At 48.7% G+C, this 20,650-nt stretch carries 18 protein-coding genes; 8 read left to right on the forward strand and 10 right to left on the reverse strand.

Annotated elements, in window-relative coordinates; all coding sequences use genetic code 11:
* The first annotated feature begins 118 nt into the window (after positions 1-118).
* The 8 genes from rpsB (at position 119) to HZA49_04305 (ending at position 6,607) form a co-directional block, all read left to right on the forward strand.
* Positions 119-940 (forward strand): 30S ribosomal protein S2, encoded by an 822-nt coding sequence (gene rpsB / locus HZA49_04270; GenBank protein MBI5778654.1) that lies wholly within the window; start codon positions 119-121, stop codon positions 938-940.
* A gap of 91 nt (positions 941-1,031) precedes the next feature.
* Entirely contained in the window at positions 1,032-1,625 is a 594-nt protein-coding gene (tsf, locus tag HZA49_04275; GenBank protein ID MBI5778655.1) for a translation elongation factor Ts, read from the forward strand.
* Positions 1,622-2,332, forward strand: coding sequence for a UMP kinase (locus tag HZA49_04280; protein ID MBI5778656.1), 711 nt, complete (start codon positions 1,622-1,624; stop codon positions 2,330-2,332). Before tsf ends, HZA49_04280 begins: the two co-directional genes overlap by 4 nt.
* Before the next feature lie 92 nt (positions 2,333-2,424).
* Complete coding sequence (gene frr, locus HZA49_04285) at positions 2,425-2,982, forward strand: ribosome recycling factor (GenBank protein ID MBI5778657.1); 558 nt, start codon at positions 2,425-2,427, stop codon at positions 2,980-2,982.
* Between the two features lie 19 nt (positions 2,983-3,001).
* Positions 3,002-3,358 carry a GIY-YIG nuclease family protein gene (locus HZA49_04290; protein ID MBI5778658.1) on the forward strand — a complete coding sequence of 119 codons (357 nt, stop codon included), beginning with the start codon at positions 3,002-3,004 and terminating at the stop codon, positions 3,356-3,358.
* On the forward strand, positions 3,273-4,583 hold the full coding sequence (thiC, locus tag HZA49_04295; GenBank protein ID MBI5778659.1) for a phosphomethylpyrimidine synthase ThiC: 1,311 nt from the start codon (positions 3,273-3,275) through the stop codon (positions 4,581-4,583). The genes HZA49_04290 and thiC overlap by 86 nt, the downstream gene beginning before the upstream one ends.
* A gap of 6 nt (positions 4,584-4,589) precedes the next feature.
* Positions 4,590-5,864 (forward strand): adenylosuccinate synthase, encoded by a 1,275-nt coding sequence (locus tag HZA49_04300; GenBank protein ID MBI5778660.1) that lies wholly within the window; start codon positions 4,590-4,592, stop codon positions 5,862-5,864.
* 32 nt (positions 5,865-5,896) lie between these two features.
* Positions 5,897-6,607 carry an isoprenyl transferase gene (locus HZA49_04305; protein ID MBI5778661.1) on the forward strand — a complete coding sequence of 237 codons (711 nt, stop codon included), beginning with the start codon at positions 5,897-5,899 and terminating at the stop codon, positions 6,605-6,607.
* Positions 6,608-7,507: 900 nt separating this feature from the next.
* Here HZA49_04305 and HZA49_04310 read toward each other — a convergent pair.
* From HZA49_04310 to gap, 10 genes are all read right to left on the reverse strand, one after another.
* Positions 7,508-9,103, reverse strand: a complete 1,596-nt coding sequence (locus tag HZA49_04310; GenBank protein ID MBI5778662.1) for a putative Ig domain-containing protein — start codon at positions 9,101-9,103, stop codon at positions 7,508-7,510.
* Between the two features lie 236 nt (positions 9,104-9,339).
* Positions 9,340-11,070 (reverse strand): hypothetical protein, encoded by a 1,731-nt coding sequence (locus HZA49_04315; GenBank protein MBI5778663.1) that lies wholly within the window; start codon positions 11,068-11,070, stop codon positions 9,340-9,342.
* Between the two features lie 425 nt (positions 11,071-11,495).
* On the reverse strand, positions 11,496-13,229 hold the full coding sequence (recJ, locus tag HZA49_04320; protein ID MBI5778664.1) for a single-stranded-DNA-specific exonuclease RecJ: 1,734 nt from the start codon (positions 13,227-13,229) through the stop codon (positions 11,496-11,498).
* 86 nt (positions 13,230-13,315) lie between these two features.
* Positions 13,316-13,885 (reverse strand): CinA family protein, encoded by a 570-nt coding sequence (locus HZA49_04325; GenBank protein ID MBI5778665.1) that lies wholly within the window; start codon positions 13,883-13,885, stop codon positions 13,316-13,318.
* A gap of 55 nt (positions 13,886-13,940) precedes the next feature.
* Positions 13,941-15,002 (reverse strand): argininosuccinate synthase, encoded by a 1,062-nt coding sequence (locus tag HZA49_04330; protein MBI5778666.1) that lies wholly within the window; start codon positions 15,000-15,002, stop codon positions 13,941-13,943.
* An 18-nt stretch (positions 15,003-15,020) separates the two neighbouring features.
* Positions 15,021-16,085: a redox-regulated ATPase YchF gene (gene ychF, locus HZA49_04335; protein ID MBI5778667.1), complete on the reverse strand. Its 1,065-nt coding sequence runs from the start codon at positions 16,083-16,085 to the stop codon at positions 15,021-15,023.
* Positions 16,086-16,087: 2 nt separating this feature from the next.
* Positions 16,088-16,828, reverse strand: coding sequence for a twin-arginine translocase subunit TatC (tatC, locus tag HZA49_04340; protein MBI5778668.1), 741 nt, complete (start codon positions 16,826-16,828; stop codon positions 16,088-16,090).
* 92 nt (positions 16,829-16,920) lie between these two features.
* On the reverse strand, positions 16,921-18,237 hold the full coding sequence (locus tag HZA49_04345; protein MBI5778669.1) for a hypothetical protein: 1,317 nt from the start codon (positions 18,235-18,237) through the stop codon (positions 16,921-16,923).
* A gap of 8 nt (positions 18,238-18,245) precedes the next feature.
* Positions 18,246-19,472, reverse strand: a complete 1,227-nt coding sequence (locus HZA49_04350) for a hypothetical protein (GenBank protein ID MBI5778670.1) — start codon at positions 19,470-19,472, stop codon at positions 18,246-18,248.
* A gap of 167 nt (positions 19,473-19,639) precedes the next feature.
* Entirely contained in the window at positions 19,640-20,644 is a 1,005-nt protein-coding gene (gap, locus tag HZA49_04355; GenBank protein ID MBI5778671.1) for a type I glyceraldehyde-3-phosphate dehydrogenase, read from the reverse strand.
* Positions 20,645-20,650 lie beyond the last annotated feature (6 nt).

The raw sequence follows: 20,650 nt of genomic DNA on the forward strand, positions 1-20,650 counted from the left end.
GTGAAGCGCTGTATTGCTTAAACGATGCTTAGTAAATAGGAATCCTGCCCCGATAACATCAGGACGGGATAAGATTCCCCGCCGTTGGCGGGGACTCTAAGAGGAGGAAGAACTTCAAATGGCTTTAATTTCGTTAACCGACCTGGTAGAAGGCGGCGCACATTTCGGACACCGGTCATCCAGATGGAATCCCAAGATGAAACCTTACATTATGGGCACCCGCAAAGGCAGTCATATCATTGATCTGAAAGAGACCATTAAGGGTGTTATCAAGGCAACTGAGCTGCTCAAGGCCATTGCCAAGAGGGGCGGCATGGCAATATTCGTCGGCACCAAGAAACAGCTGGCGAGTATCATTGAATCCGAAGCCAAGCGCTGCAATATGCCCTATGTCAACAACCGCTGGCTGGGCGGGACGTTGACTAATTTTGATACCATCAAGAAACAGCTGACTAAATTCCTCAAATTCGAGAAATCCGAGGCCGAAGGCACCATAGTTCACTACAATAAAAAAGAACAATCACAATTCCAGAGAGAATTAGAGCGGCTGCGCGGTAATCTCGGCGGGTTGCGCGAGATGTCGCGGGTTCCTGATGTCCTTATTGCCGTGGACCAGAGCCGTTCCAAGACTTCATTGGATGAAGCCATCCGTTCCAATATTCCTACTATCTGCCTGCTCGATACGGATGGTAATCCTTCCGATATCACGATTCCCATTCCGATAAATGACGATGCCATTAAGTCGGTCGGGCTGGTCCTGACCAAACTGGCTGATGCCATCATCGAGGGCAAGAGCGAGTTGGTGATAAAACCGTTAAAGACCGAGGCCGAACCGGAAGAGAAGGCCACCAAGAGGATTATTCATTTTAAGAAGGAAGGTATCAGGCCGCTGGATAAAGGCAAGAAAGACACCAAACCAAGGGTTCATACTAAGAAATAGTTATTGAACCCCGGCAAAAACTGCCGGGATAAGATACTGTAACGGCTGGCGTTTGAGGCGCCATCCTAACAGTATCTAAGGAGCATTTGATATGAGTGCGATTACCGCCACCCAGGTGAAGGAATTAAGAGACAAGACCTCGGCCAGTATGGCTGAGTGCAAAAAGGCTCTGGAGGAATGTGCCGGTGATGTAACCAAAGCTTCTGATGCCTTAAGGCGCCGCGGGTTAGCCTTGGCTGAGAAGAAGATGGATAAGGCCGTCTCCCAGGGACGAGTTGGTTCTTATATCCATTCCAACGGAAAGGTTGGTGTCCTGCTGGAACTGGCCTGCGAAACAGATTTCGTGGCCAAGAATGACGATTTCCAGGCGTTGCTTAAGGATATCTGCCTGCATATTACCGCCATGTCTCCGCTGGTGATTTCCCGGGAGCAGCTGGATAAGCAGTTGATTGAGCAGGAAAAAGAGTTTTACCGCAAGGAACTCAAGGACAAGCCGCCTCAAATGGTGGAAAAGATTGTGGATGGCAAGATAGATAAATTCTTCTATACCCAGAAGTGCCTATTGGACCAGCCGTTTGTCAAGGACGATAAGATAAAGGTCGGCGACCTGATAAAAAATCATATCGCCAAGTTCGGCGAGAATATCGTGGTTAAGCGATTCCAGCGATTTGAGATTGGCAAGTGAAAAACACCAAATATAAAAGGGTTGTTCTTAAACTCAGCGGTGAGAGTTTCTGTCCTGAAAAAGGGCACGGTATAGACATTCCCCAGGTAAATTTATTAGCCAAGGAATTAATTTCTGTCGTGCCGCTGGTCCAACTGGCCATAGTTGTAGGTGGCGGTAATATCGTCCGGGGCGGCGAGTTTGAAAAGCAGGGCGTCAATATCGCCACGGCTGATTATATGGGCATGGTGGCCACATTGGTCAACGCCCTGGCGCTCCAGGATACCATGGAAAAGAACGGCGTGCCGACCCGGCTCTTAACCGCCATTCCGATGCAGGCCGTGGCCGAGCCGTTTATCAGGCGCCGGGCCATCAGGCATCTGGAGAAAGGCCGGGTCATTATCCTGGCCGCTGGCACGGGCAACCCGCATTTTACTACCGACACGGCCGCAGTCCTGCGTGCTACGGAAATAAACGCCGATGCGATCTTTAAGGCCACCAAGGTTGATGGCGTGTATTCCGATGATCCATTCAAGAATCCCAAGGCAAAGAAATACGACCGTCTGAGTTATATGGAGGTCATTAAGCAGCGTCTGAAGGTGATGGATTCCACGGCCATTACGCTGTGCATGGAGCGGGGAATTCCTATTATTGTGTTTAATTTCAACAAGCGCGGCAATATAAAGCGGGCGATTCAGGGCGAACGAATCGGGACGGTGATTTCATAGCATCCGCATATCGGTATTTTTCTTGACCTTTCCATTTAGTATAGGTATATTCATTGAGTTAATATTGCATAAATTATATCGGAGGTGTTTATATGAGCCATCCTATTTGCAGCGATGCCGAACAGAAGATGCAGAAGGCCATGGAGGTAATGGCCAATGAATTTAGAGGAATCAGGACCGGCCGGGCCTCGCCGGCCCTGGTGGATAATATCAAGGTGGAATATTACGGTTCACCCACGCCCCTGAAGCAGATTGCCAACATCTCGGTACCGGAGCCGCGGATGATTATTATCAAGCCCTATGACCAATCCTCGCTCGGGGCGATAGAAAAGGCGATAATGACCTCGGATACGGGAATTAATCCCAATAATGACGGCAAACTTATCAGGTTGAACCTTCCACCCTTAAGCGAAGAGCGGCGCAAGCAGCTCAGCAAGGTGGCTCGGGATAACGCTGAAAAGACCAAAGTAGCGGTTCGTAATATCAGGCGCGATGGTATTAAACTGGTCGAGGATGAGGAAAAGAAGAAGACCATTACCGAGGATGCCAAATTCAAACTCAAGGATGAACTGCAGAAACTGACCGAGAAATTTGAGAAACAGGTTGACGAGACCGTGACCAAGAAAACCGCCGAGATAATGGAAATATGACCCCGCACACACTTTGCATATGTATTATATTTACTTGCTTTACAGCAGAAAGAGTGATAAATTTTACATCGGTTATACCTCTAATTTAAGGAAGCGACTTGAAGAACATAATACAGGTAAGTCGACAGCCACAAAATTTGGAATGCCATATGAGTTGATTTATTATGAAGCATACAGAGCCCAAAAAGACGCTAAAGAACGGGAACATAATCTAAAATATTATGGGCAATCCATTACGAGATTAAAAGAACGGATAACAGAAAGTGTCAAGAATGCAAAGTGTGTGCGGGGTGATACAGTTGAAACAAGCCCGGGCCGGGGTGGTTACCGAACAGATGAAGGCCGTGGCTCAGGCAGAAAATATCGCGCCGGCTGAGTTGTGTAACCTGATTAAGGCCGGGCGCGTGGTGCTCCTTTCCAACAAGTTGCGCTGGTCAGACCGCAAGAACCTGCCCCAGCGGGTCATCTGCGGGGTGGGCAAGCATCTGCGCACTAAGGTCAATGCCAATCTGGGCACCTCGACCGACTTTGCCGACGTCAAGGACGAAATAAAGAAACTCAAGATTGCCTCTGATGCCGGGGCCGATGCGGTGATGGATTTATCCACGGCCGGCGATATCGGCAATATCCGCCGTAAACTATTAGCCAAATCGACCATCGCTTTCGGCACCGTGCCGATTTACGAAGCTGCGTCTTATCTGCTCGGCCGGCGGGTTAAAATGAATATCCGCCAGGCTATCCAGGAACTGACTGCCGATGATATGTTCCGGGCGATTGAAAACCACTGCCAAGACGGCGTGGATTTTATCACGGTGCATTGCGGTGTCACCCGCCAGGTGGTGGCTGATTTGGAAAAAGACGGACGGGTAGGCGGCATGGTCAGTCGGGGCGGTTCTATCCTGGCTGAATGGATGAAAATCCACCAGCAGGAGAATCCGCTCTATGAGCAGTTTGATCGTTTATTGGAGATTTCCCGCGAATACGATGTGGTTCTGAGTTTAGGCGACGGCCTCAGGCCCGGCGCGATTGCCGATGCCTTTGACCGGGCTCAGGTAGGGGAGTTGATGGTGCTGGCGGAATTAGCCAAGCGCTCGCGGGCCGCCGATGTTCAGGTGATGATTGAAGGGCCGGGACACGTGCCCTTAAACCAGATTCAGGCCCAGGTGCAGCTCCAGAAATCGCTCTGCGATGGGGCGCCGTTTTATGTGCTGGGCCCGCTGGTGATTGATTCGGCGCCCGGATATGACCATATTACCTCAGCCATCGGCGCGGCCATAGCCGGTTGGGCCGGGGCTGATTTTATCTGCTATGTCACGCCCAGCGAACATCTGGGACTGCCCCAGCCAAGCGATGTCAAGGACGGCGTGATTGCGGCCCGGATTGCCGCCCAGGCCGCGGATATTGCCAAGGGTAATGCCTCTGCCTGGCAGCATAATAAGGCGTTTTCCCAATTCCGTCGGCAGTGCGACTGGGCCAAACAGGTTGCTCATTCCATTGATCCGGTGAAGTCGGCCCAATACCGGGCGCGGCGCAAGACTAAATCCAAAACCGCCTGCTCAATGTGCGGCGAGATTTGCGTGTATAGTATAAATAAGAAATAATTCAATATGATTAAATTTATTGTCGGTCTGCAATGGGGCGACGAGGGCAAGGGTAAGATTGTGGATTATCTCTCTTCGCTCTCGGATTTTGTGGTCAGGTATCAGGGCGGCGGCAATGCCGGTCATACTGTGGTCAAGGGTACCAGGAAATTTGTGCTCCATCTGGTGCCGTCCGGCATACTGCACCGCGGGGTGAAATGCGTTATCGGCAATGGCGTGGTCTTTGACCCTATTCAGTTCATTAAGGAGGTCAAGGGACTGCAGGCCAAGCGTATCAAGATAGACCGTAATATCTTTATCAGCGGCCAGGCGCATCTGGTCATGCCGTATCATAAGGTGCTGGACCAGTTATCCGAGCGCCAATTGGGGAAAAATAAGATTGGCACGACCGGACTGGGCATCGGGCCGTGCTACTCCGATAAATACGCCCGGACCGGCATCCGGGTGAATGACCTGTTTAACAAACCGTTATTTATGGAGCGGCTCAAGGAGAATCTCAATCTCAAGAACAAACTCTTTCAGGCAATGGGCATCAAGCCGCTTTCGGTCTCAAAGATATATTCCGAATATCTCGACTATGCCCGGTTTATCAAGCCGTTTGTCACGGACACGCGCAGATTGCTCCTGGATGCCATAAAGGCCAAGCGTAATATTCTTATAGAAGGCGCGCAGGGCACGATGCTGGATATTGACTTCGGCACCTATCCGTTCGTGACTTCTTCCAATTCCTCGCTGGCCGGGGTTTCGTCCGGCACCGGTATTCCGCTGGCCAATAAGCGCATTGAAACCATCGGGATTCTCAAGGCATACACCACCCGGGTGGGCGAAGGTCCGTTCCCGGCTGAGAATACCGGTACCCTGGGCGAGGTCTTGAGAACATTGGGCGGTGAATTCGGAGCCACGACCGGCCGGCCGCGCCGGTGCGGCTGGCTGGACCTGGTCGTGGCCCGCACGGCCATTGAACTTAATGCGGTCAGTTATATTGCCATGACCAAACTGGATGTCCTTTCGCATCTGGCGTTTCTCAAGGTGGTGGTCGGTTATAGATACAAGAACAAGATGCTGACCCATTTCCCGGTTGATATCTCAATACTGGAAGGGTGCCAACCGGTCTATGAGACCCTGCCGGGTTGGTCTGAGGATATATCCGGCATCAGGAAATACCGTGACCTGCCAGAGAATGCCCGGAAATACATCGGGTTTATTGAGAAGAAATTGGGCGTGCCGATAAAGATGGTCTCGGTCGGGGCTGAAGAGAAACAGATAATACATAAAAAGTAGGTAGTAGACAGTAAACAGTAGTCAGTAAGTAGATGAATTTACCTAATCACATCGCGATAATAATGGACGGGAACGGCCGCTGGGCCAAGGAGCGTGGTTTGTCGCGGGTCAAGGGCCACGAAAAGGGCGCTCAGGTGGTCAACGAGATTGTCCGCGCGGCGGCCAAGACCGGCATCAAGCGCCTGACCCTCTACGCATTCTCCAGCGAGAACTGGAAACGGCCCAGATACGAAATCTCATTCCTGATGCGGCTTCTTAACCGCTATCTTATCCAGGAAGAGCCGGAGATAATGTCCAATAATATCAGGTTTGCCGCGATTGGTCGGACTACTGACTTCCCCAAAAAGACCCAGGGCCTGATTAAGCAGATAACGGACAAGAGCCGTTCTAATACCGGGCTGACCCTGTGCCTGGCGCTGAATTACGGAAGCCGGTCTGAGATTGTTGATGCGGTAAAGAAGATATGCGAACTCAGCAGAGACCGCGACCGCGAACAGGGCGTTGACCTCAAGACCATAAACGAAGAAACTATAAAGAAATATTTCTATGACCCGGATATGGCTGACCCGGACCTGTTAATCAGGACCGGGGGCGAATACCGCCTGAGCAATTTCCTGTTATACCAGATGGCATATACGGAGTTTTATATCACGCCGACATACTGGCCGGACTTCACAGTAGAACACTTCCATAAAGCGATAGAGGAATTCAACCAGCGCGAACGCCGCTTCGGCGGGATATAATAACCATCTGGCAGGTTAAATATCGGATTAAATTCTAATAACTCTCTAATGAATATAAGGTTATATTGAAAATATCCGCCAAAACAAGGGGGGAGGGGGGAGGGTGGGGGGTAGTAGTTCCGGCCTGTATTAGGTATATTCCAGGCCCTACGGATGTGCATTCCATACTCTACAGAGGTGTATTCCAGGCCCTCCAGAGATGCATTCCATACCCTACAAAGGTGTATTCCAGACGTTATAAAGGTATATTCCAGGCGTTATAGAGGTGAGTTCCAGGCGTTATAGAGGTAAGCTCCAGGAGCTACGGAGGTAAGCTCCAGGCGCTGCGGAGGTAAGCTCCAGGCGCTACATAGGTATGCTCCAGGCGCTATGGAGTAGTGGCGTCTACTGACCCTTATAGGGGGGTATAAAATCAAGTATTTGTTGAATTTCTGAAAAAGAGAGGAATCATTAATAATTAGTGCGAAGCGAAATTCGTATGTGTCCCCGGATTACCCTTAAAAGTCAATGAAAATACTGCTGACACCCCACTGGGGGAGGGGTGGGGGACACTCCCCCTCGTTATAGGGGAAACCAGGTTTATATATAGTAGGCATACCGGCTATCTACGGAAGAAATGCAGTTCATCTAGGAAAGTAATGCAGTTTAGTAACGGAGGAAATGCAGTTTGGCAACGGCGGTAATACAGTTTGGTAACGGAAGTAGTATAGTTTAGCAACGTAAGTAATGCAGTTTGGCAGCGTAAGTAATACAGTTTAGTAACGTAAGTAATGCAGTTTAGTAACGGAAGTAATGCAGTTTAGCAACGTAAGAAATGCAGTTTACATAGGAAAAACATACAGTCGGGTGGCAGGGGATATTCCTATCGGCGTTTATTAATTAAGTAAGGCGTCTCACGAATTACCACAGATAGACGACCTTTGTAGAGTCATCAGTAATCTGCCAGCCCCAGGTACTGAGACCGGTATCCAGTATAGTAGCAGCGCCGCCGGTTATGGATACCACCTTCAAATTATAAGAAGGATAAAAACCATCCATATAGACGACCTTTGTAGAGTCAGGAGCAATCCGCAAATCCGACGTAACCCCAGTAGCCAGTGAAGTAGCAGCGCCGCCGGTGATGGATACCACCTTCAAATCACCGATTCCGCTAATAACCGGGTCGAAATTCTCGATATAGACGACTTTTGTAGAGTCAGGAGTAATCAACCAGTCATATTCCCAAACCCCGGTAGCCAGTGTAATAGCCGTGCCACCGGTTATGGATACCACCTTCACATCGCTGATTTCTTTAAACTGGTCATAATTAGCCCCATGAAACGGGTCATAATTATCCCTATAGACGACCTTTGTGGAGTCAGGAGTAATCTGCCAGCTATATCCCGTAACACCAGTAGCCAGTGTAGTAGCGGCGCCGCCGGTGATGGATACCACCTTCAAATTATAAGGAGGATAAGAACCTTCCCTATAGACAATCTTGGTAGAGTTATCGGTAATCTGCCAGTCCAATGAAATAATACCAGTAGCCAGTGTAGTAGCAACGCCGCCGGTGATGGCTACCACCTTCAAATCACCGGTGTAGGTCGCCGAGTCATAATTATCCCTATAGACGACCTTGGTGGAGTCAGGAGTAATCCGCCAATCCGACAGAGCACCAGTAGCCAGTGAAGTAGCAGCGCCGCCGGTGATGGATACCACCTTCAAATCGCCGATTCCATTAAACGAGTTATAATTATCCCTATAAACCACTTTTGTAGAGTCAGGGGTAATCCGCACATCAGACATAACACCAGTAGCCAGTGTAGTAGCAACGCCGCCGGTGATGGCTACCACCTTCAAATCACCGGTGTAGGTCGCCTGACTAAAATTATCCAGATAGACGACCTTTGTGGAGTCAGGGGTAATCCGCACCACATATGTAATACCAACAGCCAGTGTAATAGCAGCGCCGCCGGTTATGGATACCACCTTCAAATCGCCGGTGTAGGTCACCCTGGTAAAATTATCCAGATAGACGACCTTGGTGGAGTCAGGAGTAATCCGAGATACCTCTGTAATACGAGTAGCCAGCGTAGTAGCAGCTCCGCCGGTGATGGATACCACCTTCAAATCAGGAACATTATTGACTGTTATAGTGATACTTTGAGAATCCGATAACAGATTAGAAGTTGCGGTAAATGTAATCGGATAATTGTTTGCTTGAGTATAATCAGGCGTCCAGTTAAATTCCCCGGTAGTCGCATTTAAGGTCGTTCCGGTAGGTGTGCCTGCCATTGAATAGGCGATGGTATTGCTAACAGGGTCTGTGACTGATAAGGTAAATGTCAGCAACTGACCTTCGTTGACGCTTTTATTCCCGGGCGATAGCAGAGTCGGCGCCTTGTTGGCGCTGCTGCCGGAATCTTTATTAAGAAGCGAATCACATACTCCGCCGTAGCCGGTGAGCACGATTATGCACAACAGGATGAATACGGATAGTTTTATTAGGTGTTTCATATTGTCACCTCCAAATGTAATATACCTCTTATTCGGGAAATTTCAAGTGGAATCTGAAAAATATTCCATTTATCTGGGAGCCGTCATATTAAGCCACTGATATCTAACGGTATTCTATCCCTAACGGGATTCTATTTAATGAAAACCCCGTAGGGGTATTAAATTGTTGTCCCGTAAGGGAAGACACAGAAAACACTAATTTTATCCGGTAAAAACCCCTCTAAATCTTTTATGTTTTATAAAGCCACAACGCTTAATGTTGGCGCATTTGTAGACCCTGAACTCATCGTTACAGTTCCGGCAGACGTTCTCCAATATAATGTAAAGGTATTTAACCCTGCCGTTAAACCTGTTACTATAACAGAAAAACTTGAGTTTCTTGGATTATTTGCTCCGTAACCACCTACTGCAACATTTAATAATCCATCGGTAGTATTACCAACATACTTAGTCGTTGCTCCGGTAACATAAATATCAAAATAAAATATTTGCGCATCCTGACTACCATAGGCAGACCCGACAAAGCATATTAAGGCAGTTGTCTTGGTATCAAGCGTTACTGCAAACATCTTGTTCAGGTAATGTGTGCCACTTTGGCTTCCAGAAGTGCTTACTTCTGTCCCGCCGTATGTTGCTGAGAATGTAAATGCATTGGCTTCATTACCAGCCACTAAAGTTTTAACATAGTAAAGCGTACCGGCAGTCATTCCCGTTGGTAATGTTCCCCCGGTAACAGTAAAAGCATCGCCAACTGATAGCCCGTGAGTAGTTTTAGTTATTACAGCGGGGTTGGCTATGCTTACAGTACAAGTTCCCACAGATGAAACAGTCTTGATAAAAGAAGTAGATGTAGTTGAACAGTTTGCAGTACTAATTGTTTTCTTAGCACTTATATGTTCTGGAATATTACCCGCATCAAGTTTCCCATTTGCGTCCAGACCAGCATAACCGTTTGCCGCGCCTTTACTAGCAGTTTTTTCGTAGGTTTCGGTATGGTCGGCATCACCGTGTGATTGATTATGATGGTCGTTGGCTGTCTGACCTGTAGTTGCGGAATGGGTAAGTGAGACAGTAGATGATGTATGATTATGACTATCATCTACCACTGAAGGGTTGGGATATGTGCCGGATAAATCACCACCTGCCGCATCGCCGGACTTCATTGCCTGGTCATATCTAATTGCATCACTTGCGGTACTGCCAGCGGCTAAATTGGTAATCTTATGACTCTTGACATCTATGCCTGCACTGTCAATCACCATCCGCTCGGTCCCGGCCGTATCAAATCTTATTTTATCTTCGTCTAAAGATTCTTCTAACTGGATTTTAGTATCCTTATCTTTGTCTGTAATTCCTACTCCTTTCACAAGAGACAAATCGGCATAAACCTCACCACCTAAATCTAGAGGGTTCGGATTAAAATCAAACGGAACTTCTCCTAATGTTAAAATAGCACCATCTATCCTACATGTTACTGCAGTACCACTAGTTATCTCGATTCCAGCATAAAAATCTCCTCCACCACCAGTTACTGTTAAGGTTAAAAATTCAACTGACCCACTACCCGAATGATAATTAGAAAAATGATTACCACCTGCATCAGATATAACAAGCCTAACTCTATCATTATTTCCATAAAAACTAACCCATGCACCAAGAGTAACATTACGATTAGAAAAATCACTCCCCGGTGAATGTTGCTGTACAAGTACAGCCTGATAACCACTGTTATTACTTACGGCTGCACTCGCATAGCCAAATTTCCTATCGTCTGTATTCTTCTGAATAGTCCCAGCATTTGACAAAAGCCACTCCCATCCATCAGGGAGAGAACTTACTCCATTACTCCATGATTCAAAAGACCCATTTCTAATCAAGTTAGCAGGGTTAATATTCTGAGATAGGATTTCATTGCTCAAGTCCGCAGACGCCTCACCTACGATAAACTTCGCATCAGCAATAGCCATATTTTACTCCTTTTTTAGATACTCTTATGAACCAAGTGAATTAGAGTATCTTATGGCGCCAACGGCGCCACTCATTGTTAATAAGTTTATAAGTAAACCCACACGCCAATACATTGGTGTGCGGGTAAATAAGTTAATGAACGCCATAGGTTACTAATGAAATATGAACCACATACCACGCCCGCCTGTCCCAGTGGGACGGTAGGCAGGCCGCTAAAGCCATTAGGATTGGATTGGATTGGATTGGATTGGATTCCATCTTTAGCATACTATAAATATATACATTATTCCATCAAGGTCAAGTAAAATTGTATATTTTATTGGTTTTACCACGTTAGAAGCGTCCGATGTTAATGTCTTAGAGCCGTCAATAATATTATTTATTTTACCGTGTTCGCTTCTAACGGGGTTTACGCCAATGCCTGTTAACCGGATGCCTTGATATCCACAAATTCCAGTTCAATACTTTCCTGGCCCTGCCAGACGTTGAGTTTGAGGACATAGGCCAGCGAGAAGGGTTTGTTCTTGTTCTGGTCCAGGAATGAGATATAGGAGCTTTTGTTGTAGGCAATGACCCGGTAGGTCCGGTTCTTCCCTTTGACATGGAAGGTCAGGTGTTTGAGGGTGCTGCCGATGAGTTTGGGCGTGCCGGCCACCTGGAGATTGTGCGAGCAGAAGACCGGCTCTTCATTGCCCTCGCCGAACGGGGCTATCATCTTTATCTCGGACAGGAGTTTGCGGTTGATGTCGCTGAAGTCCAGAACTGTGTCTATGCTTATTGAGGGCGTCCGGTCTTCGGTCTTGAGGTGATGTTTAGCGTATTCGTTGAGTTTGGCCGTGAGTTCCGGGATGTGCCTGTGTTCTATCTGGAGTCCGGCCGCGTATTCATGCCCGCCTACGGATAGCAGCAGTTCGCGGCAGGTGCACAGGGCGTCATAGAGATGGAAGCAGGGGATGGAACGGCCCGAACCTTTGCCCACCCCGTTTTCCGTGGAAATCAGGATGGCCGGCCGGTAGAATTCCTCAGCCAGTTTGGAGGCGACAATGCCCAGCACGCCGGAATGCCATTTGTCATTGGCCAGGACGATGCAGTAATTGCTGTCCAGGTCGTAGGTCTCGCGGACAATCCGGGACGCCTCGGCCGTGATTTTGCCTTCTATCTTCTGGCGTTCCTTGTTGTTGAGTTCCAGTTTGGCGACCAGTTGTTCTATCTCTTCTGAGGAATAAGAGGTCAGGAGTTTGAAACTGCTCAGTGAATCGCCCATCCGGCCGGCCGCATTGAGTCGCGGCCCTAAGCGGAATGAGATGTCTTCGGCGCGGATAGTTCCTTTGGTCAGGCCGGTCTGCTTAATCAGCGCCCGGACGCCTTCTATCTTGGTGTGCTGGAGCGCCTCCAGCCCGTAGGAGCAGAGGACCCGGTTCTCGCCGGTCATCGGCACGACGTCGGCCACGGTGCCCATGGCCACCAGCGCCATGGTGTCCATTACGAATTCGTGGAACAGCCGGCTGTCCTTTTTGGCCTGCGAAAAGGTGTCCATCAGGGACCAGACCACCTTAAATGCTACGCCTACGCCGGACAGGAAATAGGAGTCGGGATTTTTGGGGTCTAACTTGGGGTTGACAATGATGCAGTCGGGGAGTTTATCGGGTATTTCGTGATGGTCGGTGACAATCACGTCCATTCCGAGTTGTTTGGCGTAGGCGATTTCTTCGACATTGGAGATGCCGCAGTCAACCGTGATAATCAGATTGACCTTTTTCCATGCGATTTCGTCAAGGGCTTCCTTGGAGATGCCGTAGCCCTCAATCAGCCGGTGTGGGATATAAAAATCCACCTCCCGGCCCAGGAGCCGGAAGAAGCGCTTGAAGAGCGCGACTGAGGTGACGCCATCCACGTCATAGTCGCCGTAGATGAGGATATTTTCATTATTACGCAGGGCCTGCTCGATACGCTTATGGGCGGCGGACAAACCGGGTATCAAATTAGGCGGGCGGAGATTATTTATATTGGGATTCAGGAATAGTTTTGCCTGGGCGACGTCAATGATATTGCGCTGGGCCAGGATCCGGGCGATGGTCTCGGAGATATTGAGCGAGCCGGCCAGGTAGCGGATGGAGTCGGCCTCGGGCGTTTCCTTGATGAGCCATTTCTTTTGCATATACTAACAGGTCTTCCCATTACTGTCATTCCCGTGAAAACGGTCCCGCTTCGGCGGGATGGATTCCTGCCTGCGCTGGAATGACATTAAGAGAGAATATTTTTCTCTAATAGTTGCAGGGCCGTCCTGGCGGCCTTTTCCTGGATATTCTTTCTGCTCCCCATGAAATTATATTTATGGACGGTTATTTTGCCTTTGATATTGACGCCGATATAAACCAGGCCAACGGGCTGGGCTGGAGTTCCGCCTTCAGGGCACCGATATTCATCGGGACTCCGCTTTGCTGGGCCGGCAATGCCGGTAACAGATATTCCCAAATCGGACTTTTCTGATTTAGTAACGTTTTGTGCCATCAGCCGGCAGACCTCGGGGCTGACCGCACCGTATTTTTCTATGATGCCTGGTTTGACGCCGAGACGCTTTATTTTAGATGTATTACTATAACAGATGATTCCTTCTTTGAATACCTCAGAGACGCAGGGAATGGCCGTGAGTTTGTGGCAAATCAGCCCGCCGGTGCAGGATTCAGCTATTGCCAGGGTTAAGCCCTTTTTACTCAATAACGAGACGAGTCGGTGTGGAGTCACCCCATTAGAGAGGGTGCCGCCTTGGGCGCCACCTAAGCGGGGTTTTCTATTTCGTTGCGACGATAGCATAACAAATGTTTTTCCATCAGGCGAGGTATTCCTGGTTGTATTTCTCTAACTGGGTCTACGATTTTCTCTCAACGATGGTCAGGTTGCCTTTATAGATTCTCAGTTTGACCGAGCCGGTGATTCTGAGGGCGAGTTCCTGGAAATATTTATCCAGCGCCTTTTTCAGGGGTGAGGAGCAAGAACCGTTATAGATTAATTCCGCATACTTGGTTGAGACGGTGGACTGGAACTGGAGGACTTCCTTGGGCAGAATCAGCCCGCATAGGGCGGAATAAGCGGCGTAGAGAATCGTCGCGGCCGGCGCCTCGTAGATTTCCCGTATCTTCTCGCCGGAAATCTTGTTTTCTATCATATCAATCCGGCCGACGGCATTGCGCCCGCCGATGTTGTTGAGCAGCTCAACCATTTCCAGTAAATCCATCTTCTTGCCATCCAAAGCAATCGGAGTTCCCTGGTCAAACCTTATTTCGATGTTGGCGGCCTTGTCCACGGTTTCCAACATTGGAGTGGTGATAATAAAAGTATCACGCTGCGGCTCGGACCACTGGCGTCCGACCGGGCCCAATTGGATATTCACGCCCCAAAGGTTTGATTCTATATTGTACGGGAACTGTTTGGCGGTATCTATTTGAAGCCCGTGTTTCTTGATATACTTGAGGTCATCCTTGGTTGTTTTTAGCTCCAGTTCAATCAGCGGAGAGATGATTTTTAGTTTGGGATTGAGGGCATTGATGCAATTATTAAATCTGGCGTGGTCATTACCGATACCCCGGGCGCCATGCGCCACATATTTGCAGTTCTCCTCCTCAGCAATATTCACCAGTTCCTCGGCGATTAACGGGCGCGAGAGCGCCGCGGCCAGCAGATAGCCGTTGTCATAAACCGCCAGGGCGTGCAAGGCCGGGAGGATGAAATCGTGGATGAATTTCCGGCGCAGGTCGGCGATATTGGCGACCGTGGCGCCCAGGTTGACCGCCTTTTCGCCCAGCGGCTCCAGGTAATTGATTTGGCCCAGTTGCGCCAGGAAGGTGATGACATCAAAGCCCTTGCTCTGGAGGTAGTGGATGCAGATGAGGTTATCCACGCCGCCGGAATAAGCAAAGACGACTTTTTCCATATTTATGCTTATATATTATTACACGTTAAATTTCAAGTTAATGATATCCCCGTCTTTAACGATATATTCCTTGCCCTCGGCGCGGACCCGGCCGTGCTCCCGGGCGGTTTTCATTGAGCCCTTTGAGGCCAGCCAGTCCGCGTAGGAAATCACCTCGGCCGAGATAAATCCGCGCGCCATATCGGTATGAATCTTGCCGGCCGCAATCAGAGCCGTGTCTCCTTTTCGGATAGTCCAGGCCCTGACCTCGTCCGAGCCCACGGTAAAGAATGGTTGCAAGCCCAGGGTCTGGTAGCACAGTTTAGCCACCTCAGGCGTTTGGAGCGATTTCAGGCCGTAATCGGACAGGAAACCATTTTGTTCCTCAGGCGGCAGTGACGATATCTCGTATTCCAGTTTCAGGGACGGGGCAAGGCAGTGCGGGTATTTATTCAGGGTTTCGGCATACTTGTCAGCGGAAGATAAGTCAAGTTCGGATATATTGGTAATGATAATGAACGGCTTGCGGCTGAGCAGTCCATAATTGACCCAGAGTTTTTCGGTCAGGGGGGTCAGGTGAATTTCTTTCATATTCTTGCCGGCTTCAATATATTCCTTGACCGTGGCCAGGAACTTTTCCTCCTCGTGGATTTCCTCTGATGATGATGAGCCGCGACCTTTGTTGGCCTTGAGTTTCTCTATTCGCCGTTCCACGATATCCAAATCAGCCAGCAGGAATTCGGATTTGAGCGAATCAATTTCCCTGGCTATCCAGGCGGTTTCCTCACGCTTCTGGTAGGCTGGGATAACGCAGATGATGCCGTCCGCCTCGCGAACGGTGCCCAGGATGGCGTTATTTGCCTTGCGCTCCTCAGGTCCTAAAATAGGTTCGGTGTCAATTATGTCCAGCGTGGCTTCAACGGTTTTCTTGGGCTGGTAGAAATCGGTCAGCACCTTCAGCCGCTCATCCGGCACCTTGATAGTGGTGTAATGGAATTTCCGTTCATACTGGAATTTGAGCGAGGTGTCGTAATCAATTCCGGAGAGCAGGGCCAGCAGAGTGGTCTTGCCGGCCGAGGGTTTGCCGATGATGCCTAATTTCATAATCAAGTTACTTCTTTGGGTTTGTTAATTCTCAAGTACATCCAGGATAGCAGTATTCCGATCAGATACAACACTAATAACGGAGCGGCAATCAGGGTCTGGTTAATCGGGTCGCCGCTGGGCGTGATTATGGCGGAGATGATGAAGGCCAGCAGGATGCTGATTTTTATCTTGCCCCAGTATATTTGGGGCGTAAGAATTTTAATCTGGACCAGGAACAGCATCAAGAGCGGCAGCTGGAATACCAGGCCCATAATAACCGTAAACATAATAAACAGGTCAAAATAGCAGGTCAGGTTATAGATGTTCTCGATGAGGAGCGGGTTGGGATAGACGATGAGGAATTTCAGCATCATCGGAATCAGGATGAAGTAACTGAAAATGACGCCGCCGGCAAAGAGCAGTAACGAAAACGGCAGGTAGAAGAAAACATATCCTTTTTCGTGTGAATAGAGTCCGGCGCTGATGAATTTCCAGAGTTGGTAGATAATAAAAGGTCCGCTGACCACAAAAGCGGCAATCAAGCTTGCCTTGAAATAAATAAAGAACCCTTCAGGGTAGGTCAGCGTGCTTAAGGCTTTTCCGTTTGAGGCTTTAAGATGCGGCGCAATGATTATTTTCAGTATCTGGTCCTGGAATATGAAACAAATAGCGAGGGCAACGGCAAATGCGACAGCCGACCATATCAGGCGAACCCGCAGTTCTTCCAGGTGCCCGCCTAAGGATAATCTTTTTTCTTCCATATCATCCCATCCTTCGTGGTGCGATTTGCGCCACTACGGAATGGGTATTCCGAAGCCCGGCGAGGCGAAGGATACCTTGCAAGTCGAAACAATTATTCTTTCCACTCGATGCGTAGCAGGTCGTACAACTCTTTTTCCCTCAGGACCACGGCGCCGAGATAGATTGCTTTCTTGTAATTATCGTCGTTTTCGAAATCCTTACCGACGACCACATAAGTGATATTATCGCTCGAGGTTGATAAAACCTCGCCGCCGAATTCCTGTATCTTTTTCTTGAGGTCATCTAACAGGTATTTACCCATCGGCGTGCCGGCGAAGATAAAGGTTTTTGTCCTCTGCCGGTTGTAGATGTCGCTGTTTATCAGGTCTTCGGTAGTGATGGGTTCTTCGCTTTTCATCGTATCCGGGATTATCGCCGCCTGGCAATAATCATCAAACACCTTAATGATTTTTACCCTGCCTTTTCCTTTTTTTAGTCCACCTTTAATAATGGTAAAGACATCAAAATCCATTCCTTTAACGATAGCATCCTGGGCGCCCAAATCGATGCAAACAGAATTATTGCCGATGTCGGCCAGGACGACTTTACCGTCAATCTCAATGCCTTCACTGGCCAATTCCATCCGGTTCCGGAGTTTCTCCAGCCGCTCCTCGAATTCCTTCTTTTTCTTGGTTAATTCGGTGATGGCCGCCTCGCCTTCTTTTGTCTTCTCGGTGATGGTGGTGTCAATCTGCTTGATGCCTTCCTGGAGAACCGAGACATCAAGCTCTCCCTGGGTAATAATCCGCTGTGTTTCTTTTTCCAGTGAGACTATTTCTTCTCTCACTTTGATGATTTCCTCGGTTTTCTGGTCTATATTTTTATACAACTCGCCTCTTTCATCCTTAGTGCCGACTATTTTAACAATCTGGTCCCAGGATTTATTGCGGGAAATTATCAGCTCGCCGTTCTTATCAACATTTTGCTTGGTCAGGCGTTCCAGGACATCTATCAAAATCTGCAGATTAAGCGGCTTTTTGGGCGTGTCCTTTTCGGTTTCGGGCCAGGGTTCGTACTCTGTTATCTGGTAATTGGCGGACAGGTATTCCACCATCCGGTTTAAAAACGCCTTGAGATTTTCGTAATTATTCCAGATATCGCCGGTCGTGATGGCCCGTTCATCCCGTGATAACCAGCCCACCCGGCTGGAAATGCTGGTCGCTTTTTCTATACCGCTTTCCAGGTCGCGTTGTTTTGACTGGGTGGCCTGCTTGGCTTTTTCCAGTTCCTGGACCTTTTCATTGTATTCGCCGACGGTAAGATAAGAACTGAGTATTGAAATCAGGAGCAGAATGCCTGATATTATCAATATAACGGATGCCGAGGTGTCCTCGGAACGCTTCTTAATAATAGTCTTCTTTTTTGCCATAAGTGGTTCTAATCTCCGAGATAATACTGCAAGCTCTTTTTCGCCTCGTCGCTTTCCACCCGGGGGATATTCAATCTTCTGACCCAGGTGAAATTTTCTTTATCCATGTCTCTCTCTTCGGGGTCGTCGCCGATGAGGGCGAAATCGGTTTTAAGCGTAACCTTTTTTTCCACGGTTGCACCCATATCAATAAGCCGCTGCTCTATTTCCTCGCGGTCATATTTGAACGGACCCCGCCTGAATTTGCCGATTAGCACAACGGTCCGGCTGTGCTTGGGATGGTAAAAGATATTGGTGATGTAATCGCCATCGGTAATCGGTTCGTCTTCTTTTTCCATCCTGGTGATAGAGGCCAGGCTGTAGATGTCGAAAACCCTTTTGACTTCTATTTGCCCCTTCCATTTTCTGATGAATCCCTGTTGCTGGCGGTAGGCCATAAATTTTGACCCAACGCGTACGCCGTCTTTGCTGCCTATGGTGATAAAGGCGAGCCTGTTTTTCATGTCCGGATTAAAGATTTTACCGTATACTTCGATGATGTCGCGGTTGTAGGCCTCTTTGGACGCCAAATCTTCCAGGGCATATTTGGCGATGGATACCTCGTTTTCCAGCCGGATGGTGTCCTTTTTGAATTTATCCGTGATGCCGGGTAATTTTTCCTCCTTGATTTTCTTGTCGTTATTTAACTGGTCTTTGAGTAACAGGTATTTTTCGTTTTCCTTCGACTTCTTGTTTAACATTTCCTCCTTTTTCTGCCTTAGTTCAGCCAGATAGGCGTTTTTGCTCCGCACGATTTCCTCCTGGAACTCCTTTAGCTGAGCCTCTTCTTTTTCCGAGGTTTTCTTCTCGTAGTCGCTTCTGGTAATTTTATGACCTGAGGTGAATAGCTTTTCCATCGACTCGTAGACGATGTTTTCGATCATCGGTTCCCGGCCCATCAGGGTATAGGACTTCTTCTTTTCATCCAGGTATTTTGAGACCGCCTCAACAGTTATTTTATAGTTTGTTTCTCCTGTCATTATTAGCGGAGAAACCTTGAGGAGAAAATACTCAACATCTCTTTGTTTGTCTTCTATTTTTTTTACCGCCTTATTCTCTTTTGATATTTTCTCTTCAACGGTCTGGAGCATGCCGCTGGTCAGAATCATCGAAGCCAGTCCGATAAATGATAGGGCGACCACGATGATGACGATGACATGGGATACGCCCCGGATTGAATGGTCTTTTAGGTTCATAAAGCGCTATCAATATAATGCAAGACCCGTATAAAAGTAGTCCCGCGCCATATGGCGCAGGACGTTCATATAATATTCTAACTTTGTTAACTGCTTCCCCGGGTTCGAGTTCTAATAATCGCCAAGCTTATACAATATACCTCTAACGGGTCAAGAAAAACAATACCTTATTTTAATCCGGCCGCATAACTGACGATATCGACGATCCGATGGGAATAACCCCACTCGTTGTCATACCAGCCGAAGACCTTGGCCTGGGTTTTGTCCAGGACCATGGTGGACAAGGCGTCAAAGACGCACGAAGCCGGGTTGGCTATGATATCGCTGGAAACAATCGGGTCTTCGGTATATTCCAGGAAACCTTTCAGCTTGCCCTGGGAAGCGGATTTGAAGGCGGTATTGATTGCTTCAACCGTAGCTTCTTTCTTCAGGTCAACCACCAGGTCAACCAGCGAGCCGGTCGGGACCGGAACCCGGACCGCCACGCCGTTGAGTTTGCCGGCTACTTCCGGAATGACCTCGCCGATGGCCTTGGCCGCGCCGGTCGAGGTCGGGATAATATTAATGGCCGCGGCCCGGGCCCGCCTGAGGTCTTTATGTATCAGGTCCAGGATAGATTGGTCGTTGGTATAGGCGTGGATAGTGGTCATCAGTCCGCGGACGATGCCGAAGTTATCATTGAGGACTTTGACTAATGGCGCCAGGGCATTGGTGGTGCAGGATGCGTTGGAGATGATATTGTGCTCCTTTTTCAGTTTCTCTTCATTGACTCCCATGACAATCACCGCGTCGACCGGTTCCTTGGCCGGAGCGGTCAGGACCACTTTCTTGGCGCCGGATTGGAGATGGCCTTCCAGGGCCGAGCGTTTGGTATGGACCCCGGTTGATTCCACCACCCAGTCGACATTGTGCTGGCCCCAGGGCAGTTTGGTCACGTCCTTTTCAGCCACCACCTTTATCTTCTTGCCGTTGATGACGAAGTCGTTACCGTCCACGCTGACCGTGCCCGGGAATCTGCCGTAGACCGAATCGTATTTCAGCAGGTGGGCCAGGGTCTTGGCGTCGGACAGGTCATTTATGACCACCACCTCGAAATTAGGGTTTTTGGACATGGCCTTAAAAACATTGCGGCCGATTCTGCCAAAGCCGTTGATTGCTATTTTGATTGCCATATACAC

The organism is Planctomycetota bacterium (assembly GCA_016235865.1).
In the GTDB taxonomy this organism is placed as follows: Bacteria; Planctomycetota; MHYJ01; order JACQXL01; family JACQXL01; genus JACRIK01.

What these genes read in the sequence shown, in the direction of transcription:
- rpsB (MBI5778654.1), top strand. Translation starts at nt 119, where the DNA reads ATGGCTTTAATTTCGTTAACCGACCTGGTAGAAGGCGGCGCACATTTC.
- tsf (MBI5778655.1), top strand. Translation starts at nt 1,032, where the DNA reads ATGAGTGCGATTACCGCCACCCAGGTGAAGGAATTAAGAGACAAGACC.
- frr (MBI5778657.1), top strand. Translation starts at nt 2,425, where the DNA reads ATGAGCCATCCTATTTGCAGCGATGCCGAACAGAAGATGCAGAAGGCC.
- HZA49_04290 (MBI5778658.1), top strand. Translation starts at nt 3,002, where the DNA reads ATGTATTATATTTACTTGCTTTACAGCAGAAAGAGTGATAAATTTTAC.
- HZA49_04300 (MBI5778660.1), top strand. Translation starts at nt 4,590, where the DNA reads ATGATTAAATTTATTGTCGGTCTGCAATGGGGCGACGAGGGCAAGGGT.
- HZA49_04305 (MBI5778661.1), top strand. Translation starts at nt 5,897, where the DNA reads ATGAATTTACCTAATCACATCGCGATAATAATGGACGGGAACGGCCGC.
- HZA49_04310 (MBI5778662.1), bottom strand. Translation starts at nt 9,103, where the DNA reads ATGAAACACCTAATAAAACTATCCGTATTCATCCTGTTGTGCATAATC.
- HZA49_04315 (MBI5778663.1), bottom strand. Translation starts at nt 11,070, where the DNA reads ATGGCTATTGCTGATGCGAAGTTTATCGTAGGTGAGGCGTCTGCGGAC.
- recJ (MBI5778664.1), bottom strand. Translation starts at nt 13,229, where the DNA reads ATGCAAAAGAAATGGCTCATCAAGGAAACGCCCGAGGCCGACTCCATC.
- HZA49_04325 (MBI5778665.1), bottom strand. Translation starts at nt 13,885, where the DNA reads ATGCTATCGTCGCAACGAAATAGAAAACCCCGCTTAGGTGGCGCCCAA.
- HZA49_04330 (MBI5778666.1), bottom strand. Translation starts at nt 15,002, where the DNA reads ATGGAAAAAGTCGTCTTTGCTTATTCCGGCGGCGTGGATAACCTCATC.
- ychF (MBI5778667.1), bottom strand. Translation starts at nt 16,085, where the DNA reads ATGAAATTAGGCATCATCGGCAAACCCTCGGCCGGCAAGACCACTCTG.
- tatC (MBI5778668.1), bottom strand. Translation starts at nt 16,828, where the DNA reads ATGGAAGAAAAAAGATTATCCTTAGGCGGGCACCTGGAAGAACTGCGG.
- HZA49_04345 (MBI5778669.1), bottom strand. Translation starts at nt 18,237, where the DNA reads ATGGCAAAAAAGAAGACTATTATTAAGAAGCGTTCCGAGGACACCTCG.
- HZA49_04350 (MBI5778670.1), bottom strand. Translation starts at nt 19,472, where the DNA reads ATGAACCTAAAAGACCATTCAATCCGGGGCGTATCCCATGTCATCGTC.
- gap (MBI5778671.1), bottom strand. Translation starts at nt 20,644, where the DNA reads ATGGCAATCAAAATAGCAATCAACGGCTTTGGCAGAATCGGCCGCAAT.